At 50.0% G+C, this 19,604-nt stretch carries 15 protein-coding genes; 9 read left to right on the forward strand and 6 right to left on the reverse strand.

Going from position 1 to position 19,604, the window contains the following annotated elements:
• Positions 1-10 precede the first annotated feature (10 nt).
• Complete coding sequence (locus tag GA0116948_RS01565; RefSeq protein WP_089708322.1) at positions 11-1,171, forward strand: glycosyltransferase family 4 protein; 1,161 nt, start codon at positions 11-13, stop codon at positions 1,169-1,171.
• A 22-nt stretch (positions 1,172-1,193) separates the two neighbouring features.
• Here GA0116948_RS01565 and GA0116948_RS01570 read toward each other — a convergent pair whose 3' ends face one another.
• The 4 genes from GA0116948_RS01570 to GA0116948_RS01585 all read right to left on the reverse strand — a co-directional run bounded on the left by GA0116948_RS01570 (position 1,194) and on the right by GA0116948_RS01585 (position 4,188).
• Positions 1,194-1,763: a Maf family protein gene (locus GA0116948_RS01570; protein WP_089708324.1), complete on the reverse strand. Its 570-nt coding sequence runs from the start codon at positions 1,761-1,763 to the stop codon at positions 1,194-1,196.
• A gap of 12 nt (positions 1,764-1,775) precedes the next feature.
• Entirely contained in the window at positions 1,776-2,729 is a 954-nt protein-coding gene (locus tag GA0116948_RS01575) for a geranylgeranylglycerol-phosphate geranylgeranyltransferase (protein WP_317041895.1), read from the reverse strand.
• Between the two features lie 21 nt (positions 2,730-2,750).
• Positions 2,751-3,272 carry a KdsC family phosphatase gene (locus GA0116948_RS01580; RefSeq protein ID WP_089708328.1) on the reverse strand — a complete coding sequence of 174 codons (522 nt, stop codon included), beginning with the start codon at positions 3,270-3,272 and terminating at the stop codon, positions 2,751-2,753.
• A 154-nt stretch (positions 3,273-3,426) separates the two neighbouring features.
• Entirely contained in the window at positions 3,427-4,188 is a 762-nt protein-coding gene (locus GA0116948_RS01585) for a Rossmann-like and DUF2520 domain-containing protein (protein ID WP_089708330.1), read from the reverse strand.
• Positions 4,189-4,499: 311 nt separating this feature from the next.
• Between GA0116948_RS01585 and topA the strand changes: the two genes are divergently transcribed.
• Entirely contained in the window at positions 4,500-6,857 is a 2,358-nt protein-coding gene (gene topA / locus GA0116948_RS01590) for a type I DNA topoisomerase (protein ID WP_089708332.1), read from the forward strand.
• A gap of 99 nt (positions 6,858-6,956) precedes the next feature.
• Positions 6,957-7,835 carry a transglutaminase-like domain-containing protein gene (locus GA0116948_RS01595; RefSeq protein ID WP_089708334.1) on the forward strand — a complete coding sequence of 293 codons (879 nt, stop codon included), beginning with the start codon at positions 6,957-6,959 and terminating at the stop codon, positions 7,833-7,835.
• Positions 7,836-7,934: 99 nt separating this feature from the next.
• On the opposite strand, the gene GA0116948_RS01600 is transcribed toward GA0116948_RS01595, so the two are convergent.
• Positions 7,935-10,076, reverse strand: coding sequence for a carboxy terminal-processing peptidase (locus tag GA0116948_RS01600; protein WP_089708336.1), 2,142 nt, complete (start codon positions 10,074-10,076; stop codon positions 7,935-7,937).
• A 317-nt stretch (positions 10,077-10,393) separates the two neighbouring features.
• Here GA0116948_RS01600 and GA0116948_RS01605 point away from each other — a divergent pair, with 317 nt between their 5' ends.
• Positions 10,394-11,659, forward strand: a complete 1,266-nt coding sequence (locus GA0116948_RS01605; RefSeq protein WP_089708338.1) for an MFS transporter — start codon at positions 10,394-10,396, stop codon at positions 11,657-11,659.
• A 206-nt stretch (positions 11,660-11,865) separates the two neighbouring features.
• On the opposite strand, the gene GA0116948_RS01610 is transcribed toward GA0116948_RS01605, so the two are convergent.
• Complete coding sequence (locus tag GA0116948_RS01610; RefSeq protein ID WP_089708339.1) at positions 11,866-12,357, reverse strand: YkgJ family cysteine cluster protein; 492 nt, start codon at positions 12,355-12,357, stop codon at positions 11,866-11,868.
• 259 nt (positions 12,358-12,616) lie between these two features.
• Here GA0116948_RS01610 and gcvP point away from each other — a divergent pair, with 259 nt between their 5' ends.
• The 5 genes from gcvP to GA0116948_RS01635 all read left to right on the forward strand — a co-directional run bounded on the left by gcvP (position 12,617) and on the right by GA0116948_RS01635 (position 19,596).
• Positions 12,617-15,478 (forward strand): aminomethyl-transferring glycine dehydrogenase, encoded by a 2,862-nt coding sequence (gene gcvP, locus GA0116948_RS01615; protein ID WP_089708341.1) that lies wholly within the window; start codon positions 12,617-12,619, stop codon positions 15,476-15,478.
• Positions 15,479-15,708: 230 nt separating this feature from the next.
• Complete coding sequence (locus GA0116948_RS01620; protein ID WP_089708344.1) at positions 15,709-16,248, forward strand: hypothetical protein; 540 nt, start codon at positions 15,709-15,711, stop codon at positions 16,246-16,248.
• Positions 16,249-16,281: 33 nt separating this feature from the next.
• On the forward strand, positions 16,282-17,196 hold the full coding sequence (locus GA0116948_RS01625; RefSeq protein ID WP_089708346.1) for a hypothetical protein: 915 nt from the start codon (positions 16,282-16,284) through the stop codon (positions 17,194-17,196).
• A gap of 139 nt (positions 17,197-17,335) precedes the next feature.
• Complete coding sequence (locus tag GA0116948_RS01630) at positions 17,336-17,680, forward strand: MmcQ/YjbR family DNA-binding protein (protein ID WP_089708912.1); 345 nt, start codon at positions 17,336-17,338, stop codon at positions 17,678-17,680.
• 32 nt (positions 17,681-17,712) lie between these two features.
• Positions 17,713-19,596 (forward strand): CocE/NonD family hydrolase, encoded by a 1,884-nt coding sequence (locus tag GA0116948_RS01635; protein WP_089708348.1) that lies wholly within the window; start codon positions 17,713-17,715, stop codon positions 19,594-19,596.
• Positions 19,597-19,604 lie beyond the last annotated feature (8 nt).

Raw genomic sequence — 19,604 nt, forward strand, 5'->3', positions numbered from 1 at the left:
GCTACTACCTATGAAAATTTTAATGGTACACAACGATTACGCAGCCTATAGCGGTGAAGAATCATACATCGATAAAATAACCGCACTGTTTACCGCGCAAGGCCACGAGGTATATAACTACCGCAAAAGCACGGCCCGCGCCCGCCATTCGCTGCTGGGTACCGTGCAGGTGTTTTTGTCTGGCATTTATGCTATCGGGGCCGCCAGGCGTATGCGACAGGCCTTGACTACCTACCGTCCCGATGTGGTGAACATACATAACCTCTACCCCTTTATTTCGCCCGCCGCCCTCTTTGTATGCAAAAAGGCCGGCATACCCGTGGTGATGACGGTACACAATTACCGCCTCATGTGCCCCACCGGACTTTTTCTGCGCAATGGCAGACCCTGTGAAACCTGCCTGCAACGCGGTAATGAATGGGGCTGCGTACAGCATAATTGCGAACATAATATGGCCAAGTCGCTGGGATATGCCTTGCGCAATTACATAGCCCGGCAGGCCGGCGCCTACGCCAAAAACGTAGATGCCTTCGTGTGCCTCTCCTGGTTTCAGCGCAACCGGCTGATAGATGCCGGCTTTGCACCGGACAAGCTGTTTGTTATTCCCAATTTCCTGCCCGTTATGGAATCGCCCCGGGAGCAGCCAGGCCAGTACGTTGGGTTTGCAGGCCGGCCCAGCCACGAAAAAGGTTGGGATATGCTGGTGGAAATAGCCCGCCGCCATCCCGCTATTCCCTTCCAGGTAGCAGGTGAGTATAATACCGAACAGGGTGGCGCCCTACCTCCCAATATTCAAATCCGGGGCTTTCTCCGCGGGGAGAACCTCCGCGCGTTTTACCGGCAAGCCCGCTTCCTGGTGGTACCCAGCAGGTGTTATGAAGGATTTCCAAATGTAGCCCTGGAAGCCATGTCTGTAGGCACACCAGTGATAGCTCCCCACCATGGCGCCTTCCCGGAAATACTGCTGCGCGGCAAACCCGCCGGGATGCTTTTTATGGCGGGCAATACGGATGACCTGGAAAGAAAACTATTGGAATTATGGGACGATGCCGCCGGGGTGGCAGCATTAGGGGCAAACGCCTGGCAAACCTTCAATGATCAGTTTACCGGCCCCATCGCCTACCGTAAATGGCAGGGTTTATTACAAAACCTAACGCACAACCACAAGTAAAAATACAGTTGGCCCGCTGGTGTTACCACTGTTCCAGCACGCGTACTACCTCGCTCACTGGCAGGCCCATTACATTATAAAAACAACCGGCTATCCGGTCTATCCCCACCGCCCCTATCCACTCCTGGATGGCATAGGCGCCGGCCTTGTCATACGGTTTATAATGATCCACATAAAACGCAAGGTGATCGGCATCGAGCGGCTTAAAATGCACGGTAGTGGTGTTGGAAAACGTATGCTGCCGGCTACCCTGGCGTATTACCACCCCGGTAATCACCTCGTGGGCGCGCCCACTGAGGCGGGATAAAATTTGCATAGCGTCTGCCCGGTCTTTGGGTTTGCCAATTACAAGATCGTCTATAATCACCACCGAATCTGCCGCCAGGATAATATCTTCCGGCGTACAAATATCCCGCACCGCATCTGCCTTCTGTAAAGCAATATGCACCGGCACCGCTGGCAATGGCATGCCGTCCGGAAAAGTTTCTGCCGTGGCCACAACGCGCACTTCAAAAGGTATGTGGGCCTGCTCCAGCAATTGCTTGCGCCGGGGCGATTGGGAAGCCAGGATAATACGCGCACCGTTGTACATGACGTTCAATAATTATAACAGGAGCTTAAAGAAAAACATAGAGAAAATACCCGTAAGCATAATCAGCTTCACCAGGCTGCTAATGCGGTGATAATGTGCGGGCAGGGTAGCCTTGCGCAGCAGGTAGTACGCATAGGCGCAGGGCAGTTGCACCAACAGCAGCAGGTACACAATGGCCCAGGTCCAGCCTAGCGTGGCAATGCGCAACTGGGCCAGCACAATAAGCGCCACAATACTCAGCAGCAGGCCATAAACCAGGCGTTTGGCGGGTTTCACGCCCCATACAATAGGAATAGTGCGGCAGCCGTCTTTGGCATCGCCTATCATGTCTTCCAGGTCTTTCACAATTTCCCGCACCAGGGAAATCATGAAGGCGAAGATGGCATAACTACCTATCACCTGTATAAGCCTGCGGCCCAGCGGGGAAATCATAGCTGCAAAACTTTCATAAATCTGCTTTTCATACAGGCCTATCACCAGCACGGCCAGGCCGGTAAGCAGGGAGATAACCACATTACCAATCAATACCTGCCGCTTAAAGGAGGTAGAATAAAACCACAGCAGCAGCGAGCAAAGTACCTGTGTAAACCCCAGGTATATTTGCCCTATACCCGTAGCCACCACAAATCCGATAGACACACCGGCCATGTTTAAAATAGTATGCCAGGCCATCGCCCAACGCCGGCTGATGATCCTGTCCAGCACCATCTTATGGGGCTTGTTGATGATGTCGATATTAATGTCGAAATAATCGTTGATGATATAACCCGCTGCTGCTATCAGCACAGTACTGAGGCATAGCAGCCAGAAACCTCCCCACGACAGCGAAGGCGTAACACCCTGGCTGTGCAGTACTGGCACTACGATACAGTATTGCAGCAGGAATTGGGAAAGGGCTATATAAATCAGGTTAGGATAACGGATCAACCTGAAGAAAGCATTCAGCAGTTTCATGCGGTGTATAATTTTGCGCCTCCCGTGTAAACGCTATTTGGAGGCAATGTTGTCTTCCTGCATCCAGTGCCCGTTTAGCTTCAACACCTTTTCAATGACATCGCGTACGCAGCCATGACCTCCATTGATAGGCGATACATATTTGGCTATGCTTTTCACTTCTGCTACGGCGTCTGCCGGGCAGGTGGGAAGGCCGGTAAGCTGCATGGGCCAGTAATCGGGAATGTCGTCGCCCATGTAGAGCATTTCAGACCATTGCAGGTTGTTTTCGATGGCATAGTCCTGGAGTTGCTGTTTCTTTTGGGTGCAGCCCAGGTAAATGTCGGTAATGCCCAGGCTTCGGAGCCGCAGCAGCACGCCTTCAGACCGGCCCCCGGAAATAATGACAATCCGGTAACCCAGTTTCACGGCAAGCCCCAAGGCATAACCGTCTTTAGTGTTCATGCCCCGCGTTTGTTCGCCAGTGGCCAATAAGTGAACGGTGCCATCCGTGAGCACCCCATCTACATCCAATACAAAGGTGGTAATTGGCTTAAAAAGCGAAAGTAAATTCATGCATATTTTTATTTGCGGCCGGAAGCCTGGCGGTATCTTTCTTAGTCCGCCGCAAAAGTATCGTTTAATGTATTACGTAGTATGTAGTAAGTAGCAACGAAACAGCGAATAGCGATAAATCACTACAGCTTCCGCCCGGCCCCTGCCATCATACTCACTGATAAAACGCCGCAATACTGGCCGATAGTACCTGGTACACTGCCTTCAAGGTGGGCTGGTCTGCCAGCAGGCTTTCATGCAGGGCCATGGTGTGCTGGTCGCCCCGCAGGGCCGGGCCGGTTTGCACATTTTCGGGGCCAAATTTCTCCAGCCGCTCAAAGGTTTCACGGAGAATGGGCTGTAGCAGGCCAAAATCCAGCCCATGATCCTGGCAAAAAGTTTTAGACAGCGTCACCAGGTGGTTAGTAAAATTATTGGCCAGTACCGCAGCCAGGTGCAATTGTAAGCGCTGTGCCGAGCTGGCCACCGAAACCTTCGGCGATATGCTTTGGGCCAGCGACTGCAAGCGGCGCAGCGTTTCATCGTTAGACGCCTCGATAATGATGGGTATTTCCGGGTAATTTTTATTTTCCTTGCGGATACTCTGCAGCGGGTACACCACCCCGGTATGGGTGGATATTTTAGCAATAGCTTCCAGCGACACCGCCCCTGCTGTATGAGCCACCATACGCCGGCCCAGGCGCAACGCGTCGTTCAGCTCCCCCAGCGCATCGTCCGACACGGCCAGCAGGTACACATCTGCCTCCATATTAATATTGAGCAGGTCGGTTGTATAGGCCGCGTTCAGCATTTCCCCCAGCGCCTGCGCATGGGCGGCCTGGCGGCTGATGACCTGTTGCACCACATGTCCATTGAGCCGCAGTTGCTGACCATAACACCAGGCTATATTGCCCGAACCAATAATAACGATATCCATGGAATGTATAAGTTAAGGCGTGCCTGCTGGCGGCTGGTTTCCACATGCATAGCCAGGTAATTTTAAAATAGCACGCCGAATTTAAGGCATAATACGCATCTTTATATTGAAAATTATTTTATTATATTTATTTGAAATGTTTGTCAGCATCATTGCATGGTATTATTTATTCATATGTAATAGTAGTGAGTAGCGGCCTAAACACCCTTCATTTTTTAGTTACATACATCTTTTATATACTTGCAGAAATCGCGCCGAGTGGAATTATCTCAAAAAAATGCGTATTTAGTGTCAAATAACACCCGTAGTACATGGCAAAAAATTTAGTTATAGTCGAATCTCCCGCCAAGGCCAAGACCATAGAAAAGATCCTCGGCAGTGATTACGACGTGCGATCCTGCTTCGGGCATATCCGGGACTTGGAGAAAGATGCGATGGGCATCGATATCAATAATAATTTCAAACCCAAATATATAGTTCCGGAGGATAAAGAAAAGGTAGTGAAAGAGCTGAAGAAGCTGGCTAAGGATACCCAAGAGGTATGGCTGGCAACGGATGAGGACCGTGAAGGGGAAGCCATTTCCTGGCACCTTTGCGAAGTACTCGGCCTGGACCCCTATTCTACCAAACGGATTGTATTTCATGAAATTACCAAACCAGCCATTGAACGGGCGGTGCTAAAGCCACGCCTGGTAAATATGGACCTGGTACACGCCCAGCAGGCCCGCCGCATACTGGACCGTATTGTGGGTTTTGAACTAAGCCCCGTGCTATGGCGCAAAATGAGCATGCGCAACTCCCTCTCTGCCGGCCGCGTACAATCCGTGGCAGTACGCCTCATTGTAGAACGCGAACGCGAGATCAATCATTTTAAAAGTGTTAGCACTTTTAAAGTAGAGGCCTATTTTACCGCCAAGGACATTAACGGCAAGAGTGTAACCTTTAAGGCAGAAGGCCCTTCCCGCTTTAAATCCGTGGAAGATGCCGAAAAGTTCTTACAGCAATGCGTAGGCGCCTCCTACAGTGTGCGCGACATCCAGGTAAAACCTGCCCGGAAAACACCGGCCGCCCCCTTTACTACCTCTACCCTCCAGCAAGAAGCCAGCCGCAAGCTGGGCTATAGCGTGTCTAAAACCATGCTCCTGGCCCAAAAACTGTATGAAAGCGGCCAGATCACCTATATGAGAACAGACTCGGTGAATCTTTCTGAAACGGCGATGACCGATCTGAAAGCCGCCATCGTGAACAATTATGGGGACAAATACTACCAGGAGCGTAAGTTCAAAAACAAAAACGAATCGGCCCAGGAGGCCCATGAAGCCATCCGTCCCACCTACGCTACTAACCAGAGTGTAGACGACGCCGATACCCGGAAATTATATGAACTGATCTGGAAACGCACCCTGGCTAGCCAGATGTCGGACGCGGAACTGGAAAAAACCACGGCCAAAATAGCCATCTCCACCAGCCCCGAAGAGCTTACCGCCAACGGGGAAGTGATGAAGTTCGACGGCTTCCTGAAATTGTACCTGGAAGGCCGCGATGAAGAAGATGTAGCTGACGAAGATGATGAACAGGAAGGCAGCCTGCCGCTGCTGGCCATTAAACAGCAACTGGACCTGCGCGAAATGCGCGCCACCGAACGTTTTAGCCGCCCTGCCCCCCGCTACACGGAGGCCTCGCTGGTAAAGAAACTGGAAGAATTGGGCATTGGCCGCCCCTCTACCTACGCCCCCACCATCACTACTGTGCAGAAACGCGGTTATGTGGAGAAACGCGATAAGGAAGGCATTAAAAGAACTTTCCGCATCCTCACCCTGAAAAACGATCAGATAAAACAGGTGGAAGACCAGGAAAATACCGGCGCCGAAAAGTCTAAACTGTTTCCCACAGACCTGGGCATGATCGTAACCGACTTCCTGAACCAGTATTTTAATTCAGTGATGGATTATAATTTCACCGCCCGCATTGAAGGCGAGTTCGATGAGATTGCCAACGGCAAAAAGGTGTGGAACAATATGCTTCAGGATTTTTACAGTCCCTTCCATAAAGATGTGGAAAATACCCTGGAAAATGCAGAACGCGTAAAAGGCGAACGCCAGCTAGGGGTAGACGAAGCCACCGGCAAACCCATCGTGGCACGCATGGGACGTTATGGCCCCATGATCCAGATCGGTAAGGTGGAAGATGAGGAAAAGCCCCGCTTTGCCAAGCTGAAACAAACCCAGAGCATAGAAACCATTACGCTGGACGAAGCCATGGAATTGTTCCGGCTGCCACGCAACCTGGGACAATTTGAAGACCAGGATGTAACGGTGAATATTGGCCGCTTTGGCCCCTATGCTCAACACGATAAACAGTTCTATTCGCTCAAAAAAGAAATGGACCCGTATACCGTGGAGCTGGACGAAATAGCCCCGCTCATCGCAGAAAAACGTACTGCCAAGAACGAGCGTACTATCAAAGTATTTGAAAAAGAAAAGATCCAGGTGCTGAAAGGCCCCTATGGCCCTTATCTTAAAGTGGGATTGAAGAACTATAAACTGCCCAAGGAGAAACTGGAACATCCGGAAGCGCTGACCGTAGAAGAATGTAAAGCTATCATCGAAGAAGCAAAAGCCAACCCACCCAAGAAAAAAGCGCCACCGAGAAAGAAGAAAGCAGAATAGCTGCATGGCAGCATGTAGTAGCAAACTACCTGAAGGGGTAAGGTGTTATTAGCATGGCGCTTGCAGCCCCCTTATTGTAAGCTTTGCCAATCTACTGCCATGAACGAGACGAAAGAACTACATGCACTTTTTCATCTCCTGGATGATCCGGATCAGGAGGTGTATGATACCGTAGCCAGCAAAATTTTATTGTATGGCAAACAGATTATTCCCAATCTGGAAAACCTCTGGGAAACAATTATCGACGAGTCTGTGCAGGAGCGCATTGAAATGCTCATCCACCGGGTGCATTATGAAGACTTGCAAGGTAGCTTCCGCGAGTGGATATTGCAGGACATTCCCGATCTGCTGGAGGGCGCTATCCTGGCGGCCAACTATCAGTTTCCCGACCTGGAATCCCGCAAGGTAATGACGGAAATAGACCGCATTAAGCGCAATATCTGGCTGGAGCTAAATAACTACCTCACGCCGCTGGAACAGGTAAATGTGCTGAATAGTATGGTGTACAACTATTTTGGCCTCAAGGGCGAGGAAGTATCTTACCAGCGCAAGAATCAGTTCTTCATTAACCAGGTAATAGACGCGAAGCGGGGCAATCCACTTTCTAACGGCATCATCTACCAAAGCCTCTGCGCCATGCTAGACCTGCCGGTGTACGCGGTGAGCATTCCCCGCCAGTATATCCTGGCCTACTTCGATACCTTCGTAGACTTCGCCTACCCGGTAAATCCGGAAGACTATAAGATCTTGTTTTTCATTGATCCCATCCAGGGCCAAATCTACACCCAGCAGGATGTAGATACCTACCTGAAACGCATCAACGCAGATAAAGATCCGGCTTTCTTTAAACCGCTGACCAACCGGCAGATCATTAGCTTTTTACTGAAAGAAATGGCCAAGTGTTTTCACGATACCAAGGAGATTTACAAGCCGGATGAATTGCATAACCTATCAGAAATTATTAATGACCAGGAATAAAAAGCGGCTGCATTAAGCAGCCGCTTTTTTAATACCTATCCCCACAAAAAAAGCAACCTTACCGGTTGCCTCCTTTGTAGTTATAAACCATTTGAACACTTAATCTTGTTTTACAGAAGCAGTTTTGTTTTGCTGCAGCTTAGGGAGGGAAATGCCTATCAGGTCGTCCATCACGTTTACAGCTTCATCCAGGTACATATCTTTGGTACGTACTTTCAGCCACTCCTTGTTTCGGGCTAGCTTCATGGTATCATTGCCGTATTTGTCGAGGTCTGCTTTCAGGTTCACGATGTTCAGGGCCTTCACGCTTTCACCAGCGCTGTCGTACTTCTTCAGCATGCTGGCATTTTTCTTCTGCTCTGCTTTGAAAACATTTTCATCCAGGGAAAAAGCTTCCTGTTTGTCCATGTTTTTCACCGTGTTAATATTTTCTTGCAATAGTTTGAAGTGCTGGTTATTGGCCATGCGGGCTTCGCTCTTTTTACGTAGCGCAGCACCATCTACCGGGTATATCCAGGGGGTAAAGGCCGCTTTGGGTATCTCATCATAAGCCAGGGCATCGCTATCTCTGCGTTCTGCAACATCGGCATATGGATCGGGCAGTACTACATCAGACTCTACGCCTTTGCGTTGGGTGGAACCACCATTGATACGGTAAAATTTCTGGATGGTAAGTTTAATGGCACCCAGGCTACCGCCAATGTCTGCCTTGTTTGGATAGAAGTCATCCAGTGGGAACATGCGCTGCACAGTGCCTTTACCGAAAGTAGACTTGCTACCAATGATAACAGCGCGTTTGTAATCCTGCATGGCTGCGGCCATAATTTCGGAAGCAGAAGCGCTGTATTCATTCACCATAATGGCCAGGGGACCATCATATTGTACCGTCTTGTCGCGATCACGCAACGTGGTGGCTTCGCCGCCGCGGCTGCGTACCTGTACAATGGGACCTTCCGGAATGAAAAGACCACCCATCGTCACCACATCGGAGAGAGAACCGCCCCCGTTGTAGCGCAGGTCCAGGATGATACCGTCTACCTTTTCGGCTTTCAGTTTCTGAATTTCCTTGGCTACATCTTCTGCGCAGCGGTGGCCGTTGCGGTCCTGGAAGTCGTTATAGAATTCCGGCAGGTAGATGTATCCAATCTTATGGGAACCATTAATGATAGCGGATTTGGCAAAAGTTTCGTCTGTCGTAATTTCATCGCGTACCAGGGGTATTTCTTTTACCGTACCGTCTACGCTTTTCACTGTAAGTTTCACCACGCTGCCTTTTTCGCCACGGATCACCTTCACGGCGTCTTCCACGGCATAGCCGGTGATGTCCAGGGGTTCTTTATCGCCCTGGGCTACTTTCAATATCACATCATTGGCTTTAAGCTGGCCCTGCTTAGAGGCGGGGCTGCCTGGCACTATACTTACAATGTGGATGCGACCATCTGCCTCTTGCAACTGGGCACCAATGCCATAAAACTTACCTGCCATCTGCTCTTCAAAATAGCGTTTCTCGTCTGGCGGGAAGTAATCAGTATGCGGGTCCATCGTGTTGGTGATGGCATTTACATAATAACTGAAACGGGCGTTATCGTCTTCCTTGTTTTTCAGGCGGTCGAAATAACGGTCGTATAATTTTTTTACTTTACCTCGGGCTTCAGCTTCCAACTGGGCGTCGGTTTTTACCACCGCACCTGCCTTGTTTTTTTCCTTATCACGCAGGTCCTTAGCATCTTCCAGGTTTTGTAGGGTGCGATACTTTAATATCTTACGCCATGCTTCTTTGCGGGCAGCTTCGTCTGCCGGGTAGGTCAGTTTATCTTCGTCCAATACCACCGATTCCTGTACAGTGAAGTCGAAAGGCTTGGCAAGTATTTCCGGGTAAATGGTAGCTACTTCCGCCACGCGTTGTTTAATGATCTCATTGCTCTTGTTGAAGAACAAAACAGGTTCTCCCCGCAGTTCATCATCGATGTGGGTAGACAGCGGCGCCAAGGCGTCAATATCTTTCTGGAGGAAAAATTTCTTTTCTACGTCCAGGGTTTTCAGGTATTTATCTACTACTTCTTTAGAAAAAGCATCGTCAATAGGGCGGGGCTGGTAATGGCCTTCTTTTAATACCTGGCCAATCAGATTCATAATTACTTCATACCGGCCCGGGGGGTCGTTACGCCCGTATTTGCTGAAAGCAAGGATGCCTGCAGATATGCAAAGCAGCGCAGCGGGAATCATTAGTTTTAATCTCATATAACAATCCTTAAAAACGTTCCATCAAATATAATCTAAAAGACACCCCTACGTTGAAAAGAGGCCGCCTATTTAACAAAAAATTACAAGGACGGCTGCTGTAGCCGCTTTGCTGGTAAGGAAGGCTATATAAGGCAGTATTGCAAGGATAAACCCATCACTATTGTTGCGCCAGCTTTTCCCCTATTTTCCTCCCATGGAGGCAGGGATGGCCCCGGAATACCCCCTTAATTTATAGCCTATTTCCGACTTATCCGTCTAAAGCAACGAGGTGTTTCAGGCTGTTTTCTTTAGTTTTGTAAAAAATCTCCAACGCTTTGGCAGACGCTCCTTCAGACATACCGTCGAAAAACGATCCTTACGCATCATTACGCTACCGTGAATTTTTGTTTTACCTGGTGATCCGTTTTGCCCTTGTTTTTGCCCTCAACATGCAGTTTGCAGTAGTGGAATGGCGGGTGTACCAGCTTACGCACGACGCCTTTTCCCTGGGTCTTTTGGGCTTGGCCGAAGTGATTCCTTCTGTGGGGCTGGCCCTCTTTGCCGGCCATATTGTAGACAAGATGGAGAAGCGGGGTATGCTGCTCAAATGTGTAATCGCCTACCTGGCCATAGGTATGGCCCTCTTTGGCCTTACCTGGCAGCCGGTTACCCAGCACCTTACGCAGCACGCCACCCTCATAGGCATTTATTCTTTAGTATTCATTGGCGGCATTGTGCGAGCCTTTCTCAGTCCGTCTACCTTTACTCTCATGGCCCTGCTGGTGCCGCGTGAGCTGTATGCCAATGCCTCTACCTGGAGCAGCTCTGCCTGGCAAATAGGTGCCGTGCTGGGACCGGGCCTGGGCGGCTTTTTCATTAAATGGTTTGGCGTACATGGGGCCATGCTGGCCGTGGTGCTGGTATTCCTGCTGCCCCTGTTCAGCCTTTTGCAAATAAAGCCCAAACCCATTTATTACCACCCTAAAGATGGCGATGTGTTCAAAAGCCTGGCGGAAGGCATGCATTTCGTGTGGAATACCAAAGTAGTACTGGGCGCCATGGCCCTGGATATGTTTGCCGTACTATTTGGCGGGGCAGTAAGTATGCTGCCGGCATTTGCTACAGACATCCTGCACGTAGGTTCCCAGGGGTATGGCATGCTGCGGGCCGCTCCGGCCATTGGTTCTACCATCACCATGTTTATACTGGCCTACTACCCCCTGAAGCAGAAGCCCGGCATTAAGCTGCTGGCGGCGGTGTTTGGTTTTGGACTTTGCATGATTATATTTGGCATTTCCACTAGCTTTTTCCTGTCGGTGTTCGTACTATTCCTCAGCGGCGTGGTAGATGGCGTGAGCGTGATCACCCGGCAAACCATCCTGCAATTAAAAACCCCGGATGAAATGCGGGGCCGGGTGGCCTCTGTTAGCTCCATGTTCGTAGGATCGTCTAATGAGCTGGGAGCGTTTGAAAGTGGCTTTGCTGCCAAGTTGATGGGCCTGGTGCCTTCCGTGGTGTTTGGCGGCTGCGTAACCCTGGGAGTGGTGGTCACTACTTATATTATTTCGCCAGCCATGCGCAAACTGGACCTGAAAGCGTAATATCTTTTACTATACAACGAAAAATGCCCATCCGCCGTGAAGTGGATGGGCATTTTTTAGAATGGTGCAAAGCGGGTGAAGGCCTTATTGCAGGCATGCCATAGCGGAGTTAAAGCTCACATTTATCCCAGGATAAGCCTAGGACAAAGCGTAGCAAAACCCACAGTCCTCCCAGGATAAGCCTAGGATAAAAGCATACCAGCATTTTATTGCACAATCTTTTTAAGCCGGTCCAGCACATAATACACCGCCGGGCAGATCACCGAATTTTCGTAGGTGATATTGGGCCGTTTTATAAAATCGTAACTATCGGTATACGGATAATTGCCGCAATCGCCGGGACGCACGTCATAAATGCCACATTTATTGTCGGCTTCCAGGAAGGGACAAGGCGTAAATTGCACCACGTAATCCGCATCACTGTCCAGCCGCAGGTAGGTATCCATAAAGGTGCCTTCCTTCATACCCAAGAACTTGGAAATACGCTTAATATCCGGTGGTTTAAAACGGGGGCTGATGGTTTTACAGCATCCTGCACATTCCAGGCAATCTATTTTGGAAAAGGCTTCTTCATGTAAGGCTGGCAGGTGCTTCTCTACCCCCTTGCCCTTGCGATTTTGCAGCTTGGCCAGGAACTGCTTGTGCTGCTTCTGCTGCTCCACAGCCTTCTCCTGCCAGTTTTCTAAAGATTTGTCCATTACATGGCAAAGGTAAGGGGGAAAAATGGTCCGGCTCACAGCTTTTATGATGAGGGCACCGTTAAGGCCTTGCAAGGATGCCGCAAGCTGGCTGCTACCCCAGGCAGCCGCTCTTACTCCAATCTACAATTTCATGACAAAGTAGGCATAACAGCAGGGGCATTTATCAATCCATTATCCGCATTGGGGAGCGCTTCTTGGCGGTTGTTTAAAACTATGCTAATTTTGCCCATTCTTTCATATTTACCTGCTTTACATAATGGATCTCTTCGCATTACAACAGAATGAATTCGTGCACCGTCATATCGGGCCGAATGCCGGGGAAACTGAACAAATGCTGCAAACTGCCGGTGTGCCATCGTTAGAGGCCCTGGTAGACAAAACCGTACCACCAGCCATCCGCATGCAACACGCCCTGGATATTCCAGGTGCCATCAGCGAAAACGACTACCTGCGCGAGCTGAAGGACATTTCTCTAAAAAACCAGGTATTACGTAATTATATCGGACAAGGATATTATGACACTATTACGCCCAGCGTAATCCTGCGTAATATTTTTGAAAATCCGGGATGGTATACCCAGTATACCCCTTACCAGGCCGAAATATCCCAAGGCCGCCTGGAAAGCCTGCTTAATTTCCAGACCCTGGTGAGCGACCTTACCGCACTGCCTATCAGCAACGCCTCCCTGCTGGATGAAGCCACCGCCGCCGCAGAAGCCATGATCATGTTCTTTAACCAACTGAACAAAGACCACGATCATGTAACCCGCCCCCGCTTTTTCGTAGACCAACATATTTTCCCGCAAACGCTGGATGTACTCATTACCCGCGCCAACCCGCTGCATGTAGAAATCGTAACCGGCGATTACGCTACCGCCCAACTGGACGATAGTTATTTCGGTGCATTGCTGCAATACCCGAACAATGTAGGTGCCGTGGAAGATTACCGCGCTTTCATAGACCAGGTACACAGCACCGGCGCTTTCGTAGCCATGGCTACCGACCTGCTGGCCCTGGCCCTGCTCACCCCTCCGGGCGAACTGGGTGCCGATGTAGCCTTGGGCGTGGCCCAGCGTTTGGGCGTACCCCTGGGTTTTGGCGGTCCGCACGCGGCTTTCTTTGCCGTGAAAGACGAATTTAAACGCGCCATCCCCGGTCGTATTATTGGCATCAGTGTAGATGCACAAAATAACCGCGCCCTGCGCATGGCCCTGCAAACCCGCGAGCAGCACATTAAACGGGAAAAGGCTACTTCCAATATCTGTACCGCCCAGGCCCTGCTGGCCAATATGGCCGCCATGTATGCCGTATACCACGGCCCTGTGGGACTGAAAAATATTGCCAGCCGCATACACCTGCTGGCCAATACTCTGGCGGAGAAGCTGCAAGCAAAGGGCCTGCAACTGGTTACTACCTCCCTGTTCGACACCCTGGTGATCCAGGGTCAGGACGCCGCCGCCATCAAGGCCAAGGCTATCGCAGCGGGCATTAACTTCCGCTACCTGCCCACCGGTCAGATCGGCATTTCGCTGGATGAAACCACCACGCAACAAGACGTTAACGATATCCTGGCTGTATTTGGTGCACCGGTCCTTACCGGCAAGCCCTCGGCAAAAACCCAGGTGCCCACCGCCCTGCAACGCACCTCTACCTACCTGCTGCACCCGGTGTTTAATTCCCATCACAGCGAGTCGCAGATGATGCGTTACATCAAGGCCCTGGAAAATAAAGACCTTTCGCTCAATACCTCCATGATCTCCCTGGGTTCCTGCACCATGAAGCTCAATGCCGCCACAGAAATGATGCCGCTGAGCTGGAGCCACTGGAGTAAAATTCACCCCTTTGCCCCCAAAGAACAGGCAGCAGGTTACTACCAGATTGTAGACGAACTGAGCGACTATCTTTGTAAAATCACCGCCTTCGACGCCTGCTCTTTACAGCCCAATAGCGGCGCCCAGGGCGAGTTTTCCGGACTGGTGGTGATCCGTAATTACTTTGCCAGCCGTGGCGAAGACCACCGCAATGTAATCCTCATCCCCATCTCCGCCCATGGCACCAACCCCGCCTCCGCCGTAATGGCCGGCTTTAAGGTGGTAGTCGTGAAAGCCCTGGAAAATGGATATATAGACGTAGAAGACCTGAAAGCCAAAGCGGCCCAGCATGCCGATCACCTGGCCGGTATTATGATCACCTACCCGTCTACCTACGGCGTGTATGAAGAAAGTGTGAAAACCATCTGCGACATCGTACACCAGCATGGTGGACAGGTGTATATGGACGGTGCCAATATGAATGCCCAGGTAGGCCTTACCGCCCCGGGACTCATCGGTGCCGACGTTTGCCACCTGAACCTCCACAAAACCTTCGCCATCCCCCATGGCGGTGGCGGCCCTGGTATGGGTCCCATCTGTGCACGTGCCCACCTGGCGCCTTTCCTGCCAGGCCACGTTTCGCTGGGCGGTCAGCAGCAGCACGCGGTATCCGCCGCCCCGTTTGGCTCCGCCAGCATTCTGCTGATCTCTTACGCCTACATTCGCCTGCTGGGCGCTCAAGGGGTAAAACAAGCCACCAACTACGCCATCCTGAATGCCAATTATATGAAGGCCCGCCTGGAAAAAGATTACGAAATACTCTACACCGGTTCTAACGGCACCTGTGCACACGAGTTCATCGTAGACCTGCGCCCCTTCAAAGCCACTGCGGGTATTGAAGCCGAAGACATCGCCAAACGGTTGATGGACTATGGCTTCCACGCTCCTACCATGAGCTTCCCCGTAGCAGGTACCATCATGATTGAACCTACCGAAAGTGAAGACAAGGGAGAGCTGGACCGCTTCTGCGATGCCCTGCTGAGCATCCGCGAAGAGATTCGCGCCGTGGAAAATGGCCTGGCCGATAAACAGGACAATGTGCTGAAGCACGCGCCACATACCCAGCCCGTTATTACCGCCGACGAATGGACGCGCCCCTACAGCCGCCAGCAAGCCGCATTTCCACTGCCTTATGTGAAAGAAAACAAATTCTGGCCCTCCGTAAGCCGTATTAACAATACTTATGGCGACCGTAACCTGATCTGCACCTGCGAACCGGTAAGCGCTTATGAAGAGGCTACTGCGTAAGACCATGTGCTTTTAAATATTTGTATCAAATCCCGCTTCTCATAAAGCGGGATTTTTTTTGCACACCCAACACGCTTCCGCCCCGCCATGGCGGGGTAGTAAGTATACTACTACCTTCCCAATAACCTATTGCTGTTTAAACACATATAAAAAATAGATAGTATTAAAATAATTTGCATATATTAGCATGGAAAACCTGGAAAACCGAATAACTGAAAACCCTTTTAACTATGTCTTTTATCACAACGGAGGAAAATTTCCTGCTGCAAGCCGCCTTGCGCCGGAATAAGTCCCGCATTATCAGCTTCGCGCTCATCGGCATTGCCTTGCTCTCGGTAGCTGCCATTGCGCCACCGATCATTTCCACCCTTACACATTCCGATGAAACAGCTGCACTTTCCTATACCAATATTTGGTTTTGGGCATGGGTATTTGCTTTTGATATTTCGCTGGTTTTTGCCCTGATTAAAGTAACAGACGTTCGCTATTGGGCCATTAAGAAAGATCTAATGACACTCGAAAAAGAAACTATGGAAGCACCTATTGAGGGCGTTTATTATGAAAATAACAACACGCAGACCAACTTCATGCTGCAACTGGCCGACAATAAAAAGAAAACATTTTATTACATGGATGGTGCCCTCCGTGATTATCAGCGGGGTTATAAGCTCAACATTACCTACGCCAAACAATCGCGCGTGATACTGGCCATCAATAATAAAATAGCAGAAAAAAAAGAAGCCATCACAGACACCGAAGTAGAAGCATAACAACCCGGCATATCATTTAACCTAACCTTTCCTATGAAAATACCTTTACAAAAAATCGCCCTGCTGCTCCTGTCAGGTATACTGACAATAATAGCCTGCAAGAAAGAGAATGGCCATACTGGTAAAGCCACCACTGGCACAAAAGACACGGCCTTCCTGCTAACCAGCATTCACCGCAATGGTATTACCCTCGATAGCCTGGTATACGATACCACTACCCTGCTACTCAAAACAATTGTGTCGCCTACGATAGATGGTACCGGCATTTATTCAATATTGGAATTTTCATACAATAATAACAACCAGGTACAGCGCATTGACCATTACAATGCAGATGGCCAGGAGTACCAAACCGATTCACTTTCCTGGAACAAGGAAGGATTTGCCGTATTTACTTCCACACCCGGCGCAGCTTTTACAGACAGTACCCAGTATACGCTCAATACCGATGGGCAGGCCACATCGGTAGGAAATAAAGATACCCTGATGTATCAACTAAACGGGGAAAACACCGTAGCCTACAGTATAGCACAACTCACGGGCGGTAATACCACTACTTTTGAACATTTTACCTACTATGGCATACCAGATAATTATACAACCAGTCATCACAAAACGGTACTGACCTACGACACGGGCCTCAACCCTTTTTATAATCTGTACCGCAATTGCCCTTTCCTGGTAGACTACTGGCAGCCACAATTAGATTATGCCTTTGATGCGATGAACAATCCGGCCACGGCCACTTACATCGAACAGGATTATACCTCTATTTACGACACGCAAAACGAGGTCACTGATAACACTACATTCACCTACGTATACGACAGTATTTCGCACTACCCGTTACAACAGTCGTATTCCGTATCGGTAAATAATCAAAACGGGCCGCATAAAGAGCAGTACGTGATTGATTTTAATTACACGACCATTGTTAAGCAAAAATAACTCCTACGAACCGATTACATTAACTGAGAAGGGCCGGGTGTTTCCACCTGGCTTTTTTATGCCTACCACCCATCCCCGCCTGCCTCCACTGGCCATCCCACTTTTGCAAAACCGCGCCCCTTGTCGTACATTACCGGCTATGAACATCGAAGCATTCCAGCAATATTGCAGCTCCCTGAAAGGTGTTACCGAAGAATTTCCTTTCGGCGAAAATACCCTCGTGTATAAAGTAGCCGGGAAAATGTTTGTACTCACCGATATCGACACCTTCGAATCCATAAACCTGAAGGCCGACCCGGAAGAAGTAATAGAACGCCAGGAGCGCTATAGCAGCGTAACACCCGGCTATCACATGAACAAAAAATACTGGATCACCGTTGAAACAAACGGTGATGTGCCGAATAAAATCCTCCAGGAATGGATCAAACAATCTTACGACCTGGTGGTAAGTAAACTGCCCCGCAAAGACCGGGAACAACTGTAATCACTGCTATCTCTTTAAATCGACATTTATTTATGAAAAAATGGCTACTGCTGGCCCTTTCAGCGTGCTGTTCCGCTGTCTATGCACAACAAACAATCGATTCTGCCTGGGTAACCTCCCATTTTGTGAAAAAAGAAATCAGGATTCCCATGCGGGATGGCGTACTACTTTTCACCTCCGTATACCTGCCCACCGACCATACGGAAAAACATCCCATCATTATGACGCGCACCCCTTACTCCTGCGCGCCTTATGGAGCAGATAAGTTTAAGGAGTTATGGAAAATGTCTAATAAAAATTTCCTGCGCGAAGGCTACATTCTCATCACACAGGATGTACGGGGCCGCTGGATGAGCGAAGGCCAGTATGAAGACGTACGCCCTTTCCTTCCCAATAAAAAAACCAAACAAGAGGTGGATGAAGCCAGCGATACTTACGACACCATAGACTGGCTGATAAAAAACCTGGAAGGCAATAATGGCCGCGTAGGTATTTATGGCATTTCCTATCCCGGATTTTATAGTACCATGGCGGCTTTGAGTAATCACCCCGCCCTAAAGGCGGTGAGTCCGCAAGCACCGGTAACAGACTGGTTTATTGGCGACGACTTTCACCACCACGGCGCTTTTTTCCAGATGGATGCGTTCGACTTCTACACCTCTTTTGGCGCACCCCGCCCACATCCTACCACCGAAGGGCCTAAAGGGTTTGATTATTACACAAAAGACAGTTATAAATTTTACCTGAATGCTGGCTCACTGCCAGGCCTCACCCAACTAATGGGCGATACCATTGCCTTCTGGAAAAGCCTGATGGATCATGGATCTTACGACGCCTGGTGGAAAGCCCGCAACGTGCGCAACTACCTGAACACCGTGAAACCCGCCATGCTGGAAGTAGGCGGCCTGTTCGACGCAGAAGATTGCTTTGGCGCATGGGGTGTGTACAAAAGCATAGAACAAAATACCAAGGGTGCTAACAACAAGATCGTGATGGGACCCTGGTACCACGGCGAATGGGCATCCCATGATGGCACCCACCTTGGCAACGTGCGCTGGGGCAGCAATACAGCCCGGTATTACCAGGACAGCCTGGAATCGGTATTCTTCAATTACTACCTCAAAGATAAAGGCAGCGATGATCTGGCCGAAGCCACTATATTTTTCACCGGCGAAAACCAATGGAAACACTTGCCCACCTGGCCGCCAGCGGCCATGCAGGAAACGCCCATATATTTGCAGGCAGGCAACCAGCTAAGTTTCTCCAAACCCGCTACCGGCGAAAGTTTCAGCGAGTACACCAGCGATCCGGCCAAGCCTGTACCTTATGTACCGGAAGTACATATGTCGCGCACCATTAGCTACATGACAGACGACCAGCGCTTTGCAGAACGCCGGCCCGATGTACTCTCTTTCCAAACAGCCGTACTCACCGACAATGTAACCCTGGCAGGCCCAGTGGTGGCAGACCTGGTAGCCAGCGTGAGCAGTACCGATGCCGATTTTGTGGTGAAGGTGATCGATGTATTTCCAGATGATTTTGCCTACGAAAGTAATGCGCCCACCGAACACCGCCGCCTGGTGTCCAGCACCTACCCCATGGGTGGTTATGAAATGCTGGTACGGGGCGATATTATGCGGGGCAAGTTTCGCAACAGCTATGAAAAGCCAGAGCCATTTGTACCCAACAAGCCTACCAACGTGAAGTTTACGCTGCCGGATGTGGCCCACACTTTCTTAAAAGGCCATCGCATCATGATACAGATACAAAGCAGCTGGTTCCCGCTGGTAGATCGCAACCCACAGGTTTTTACAGATATCTATCACGCCTCGCCCGCTGTTTTCCAAAAAGCCAGCATCCGCATTTATCACGATGCGGCGCATTCTTCCAGTGTGCTATTGCCAATTGTTAAATAGTTGTCTTT

The organism is Chitinophaga costaii (assembly GCF_900094705.1).
Classification (GTDB): domain Bacteria; phylum Bacteroidota; class Bacteroidia; order Chitinophagales; family Chitinophagaceae; genus Chitinophaga; species Chitinophaga costaii.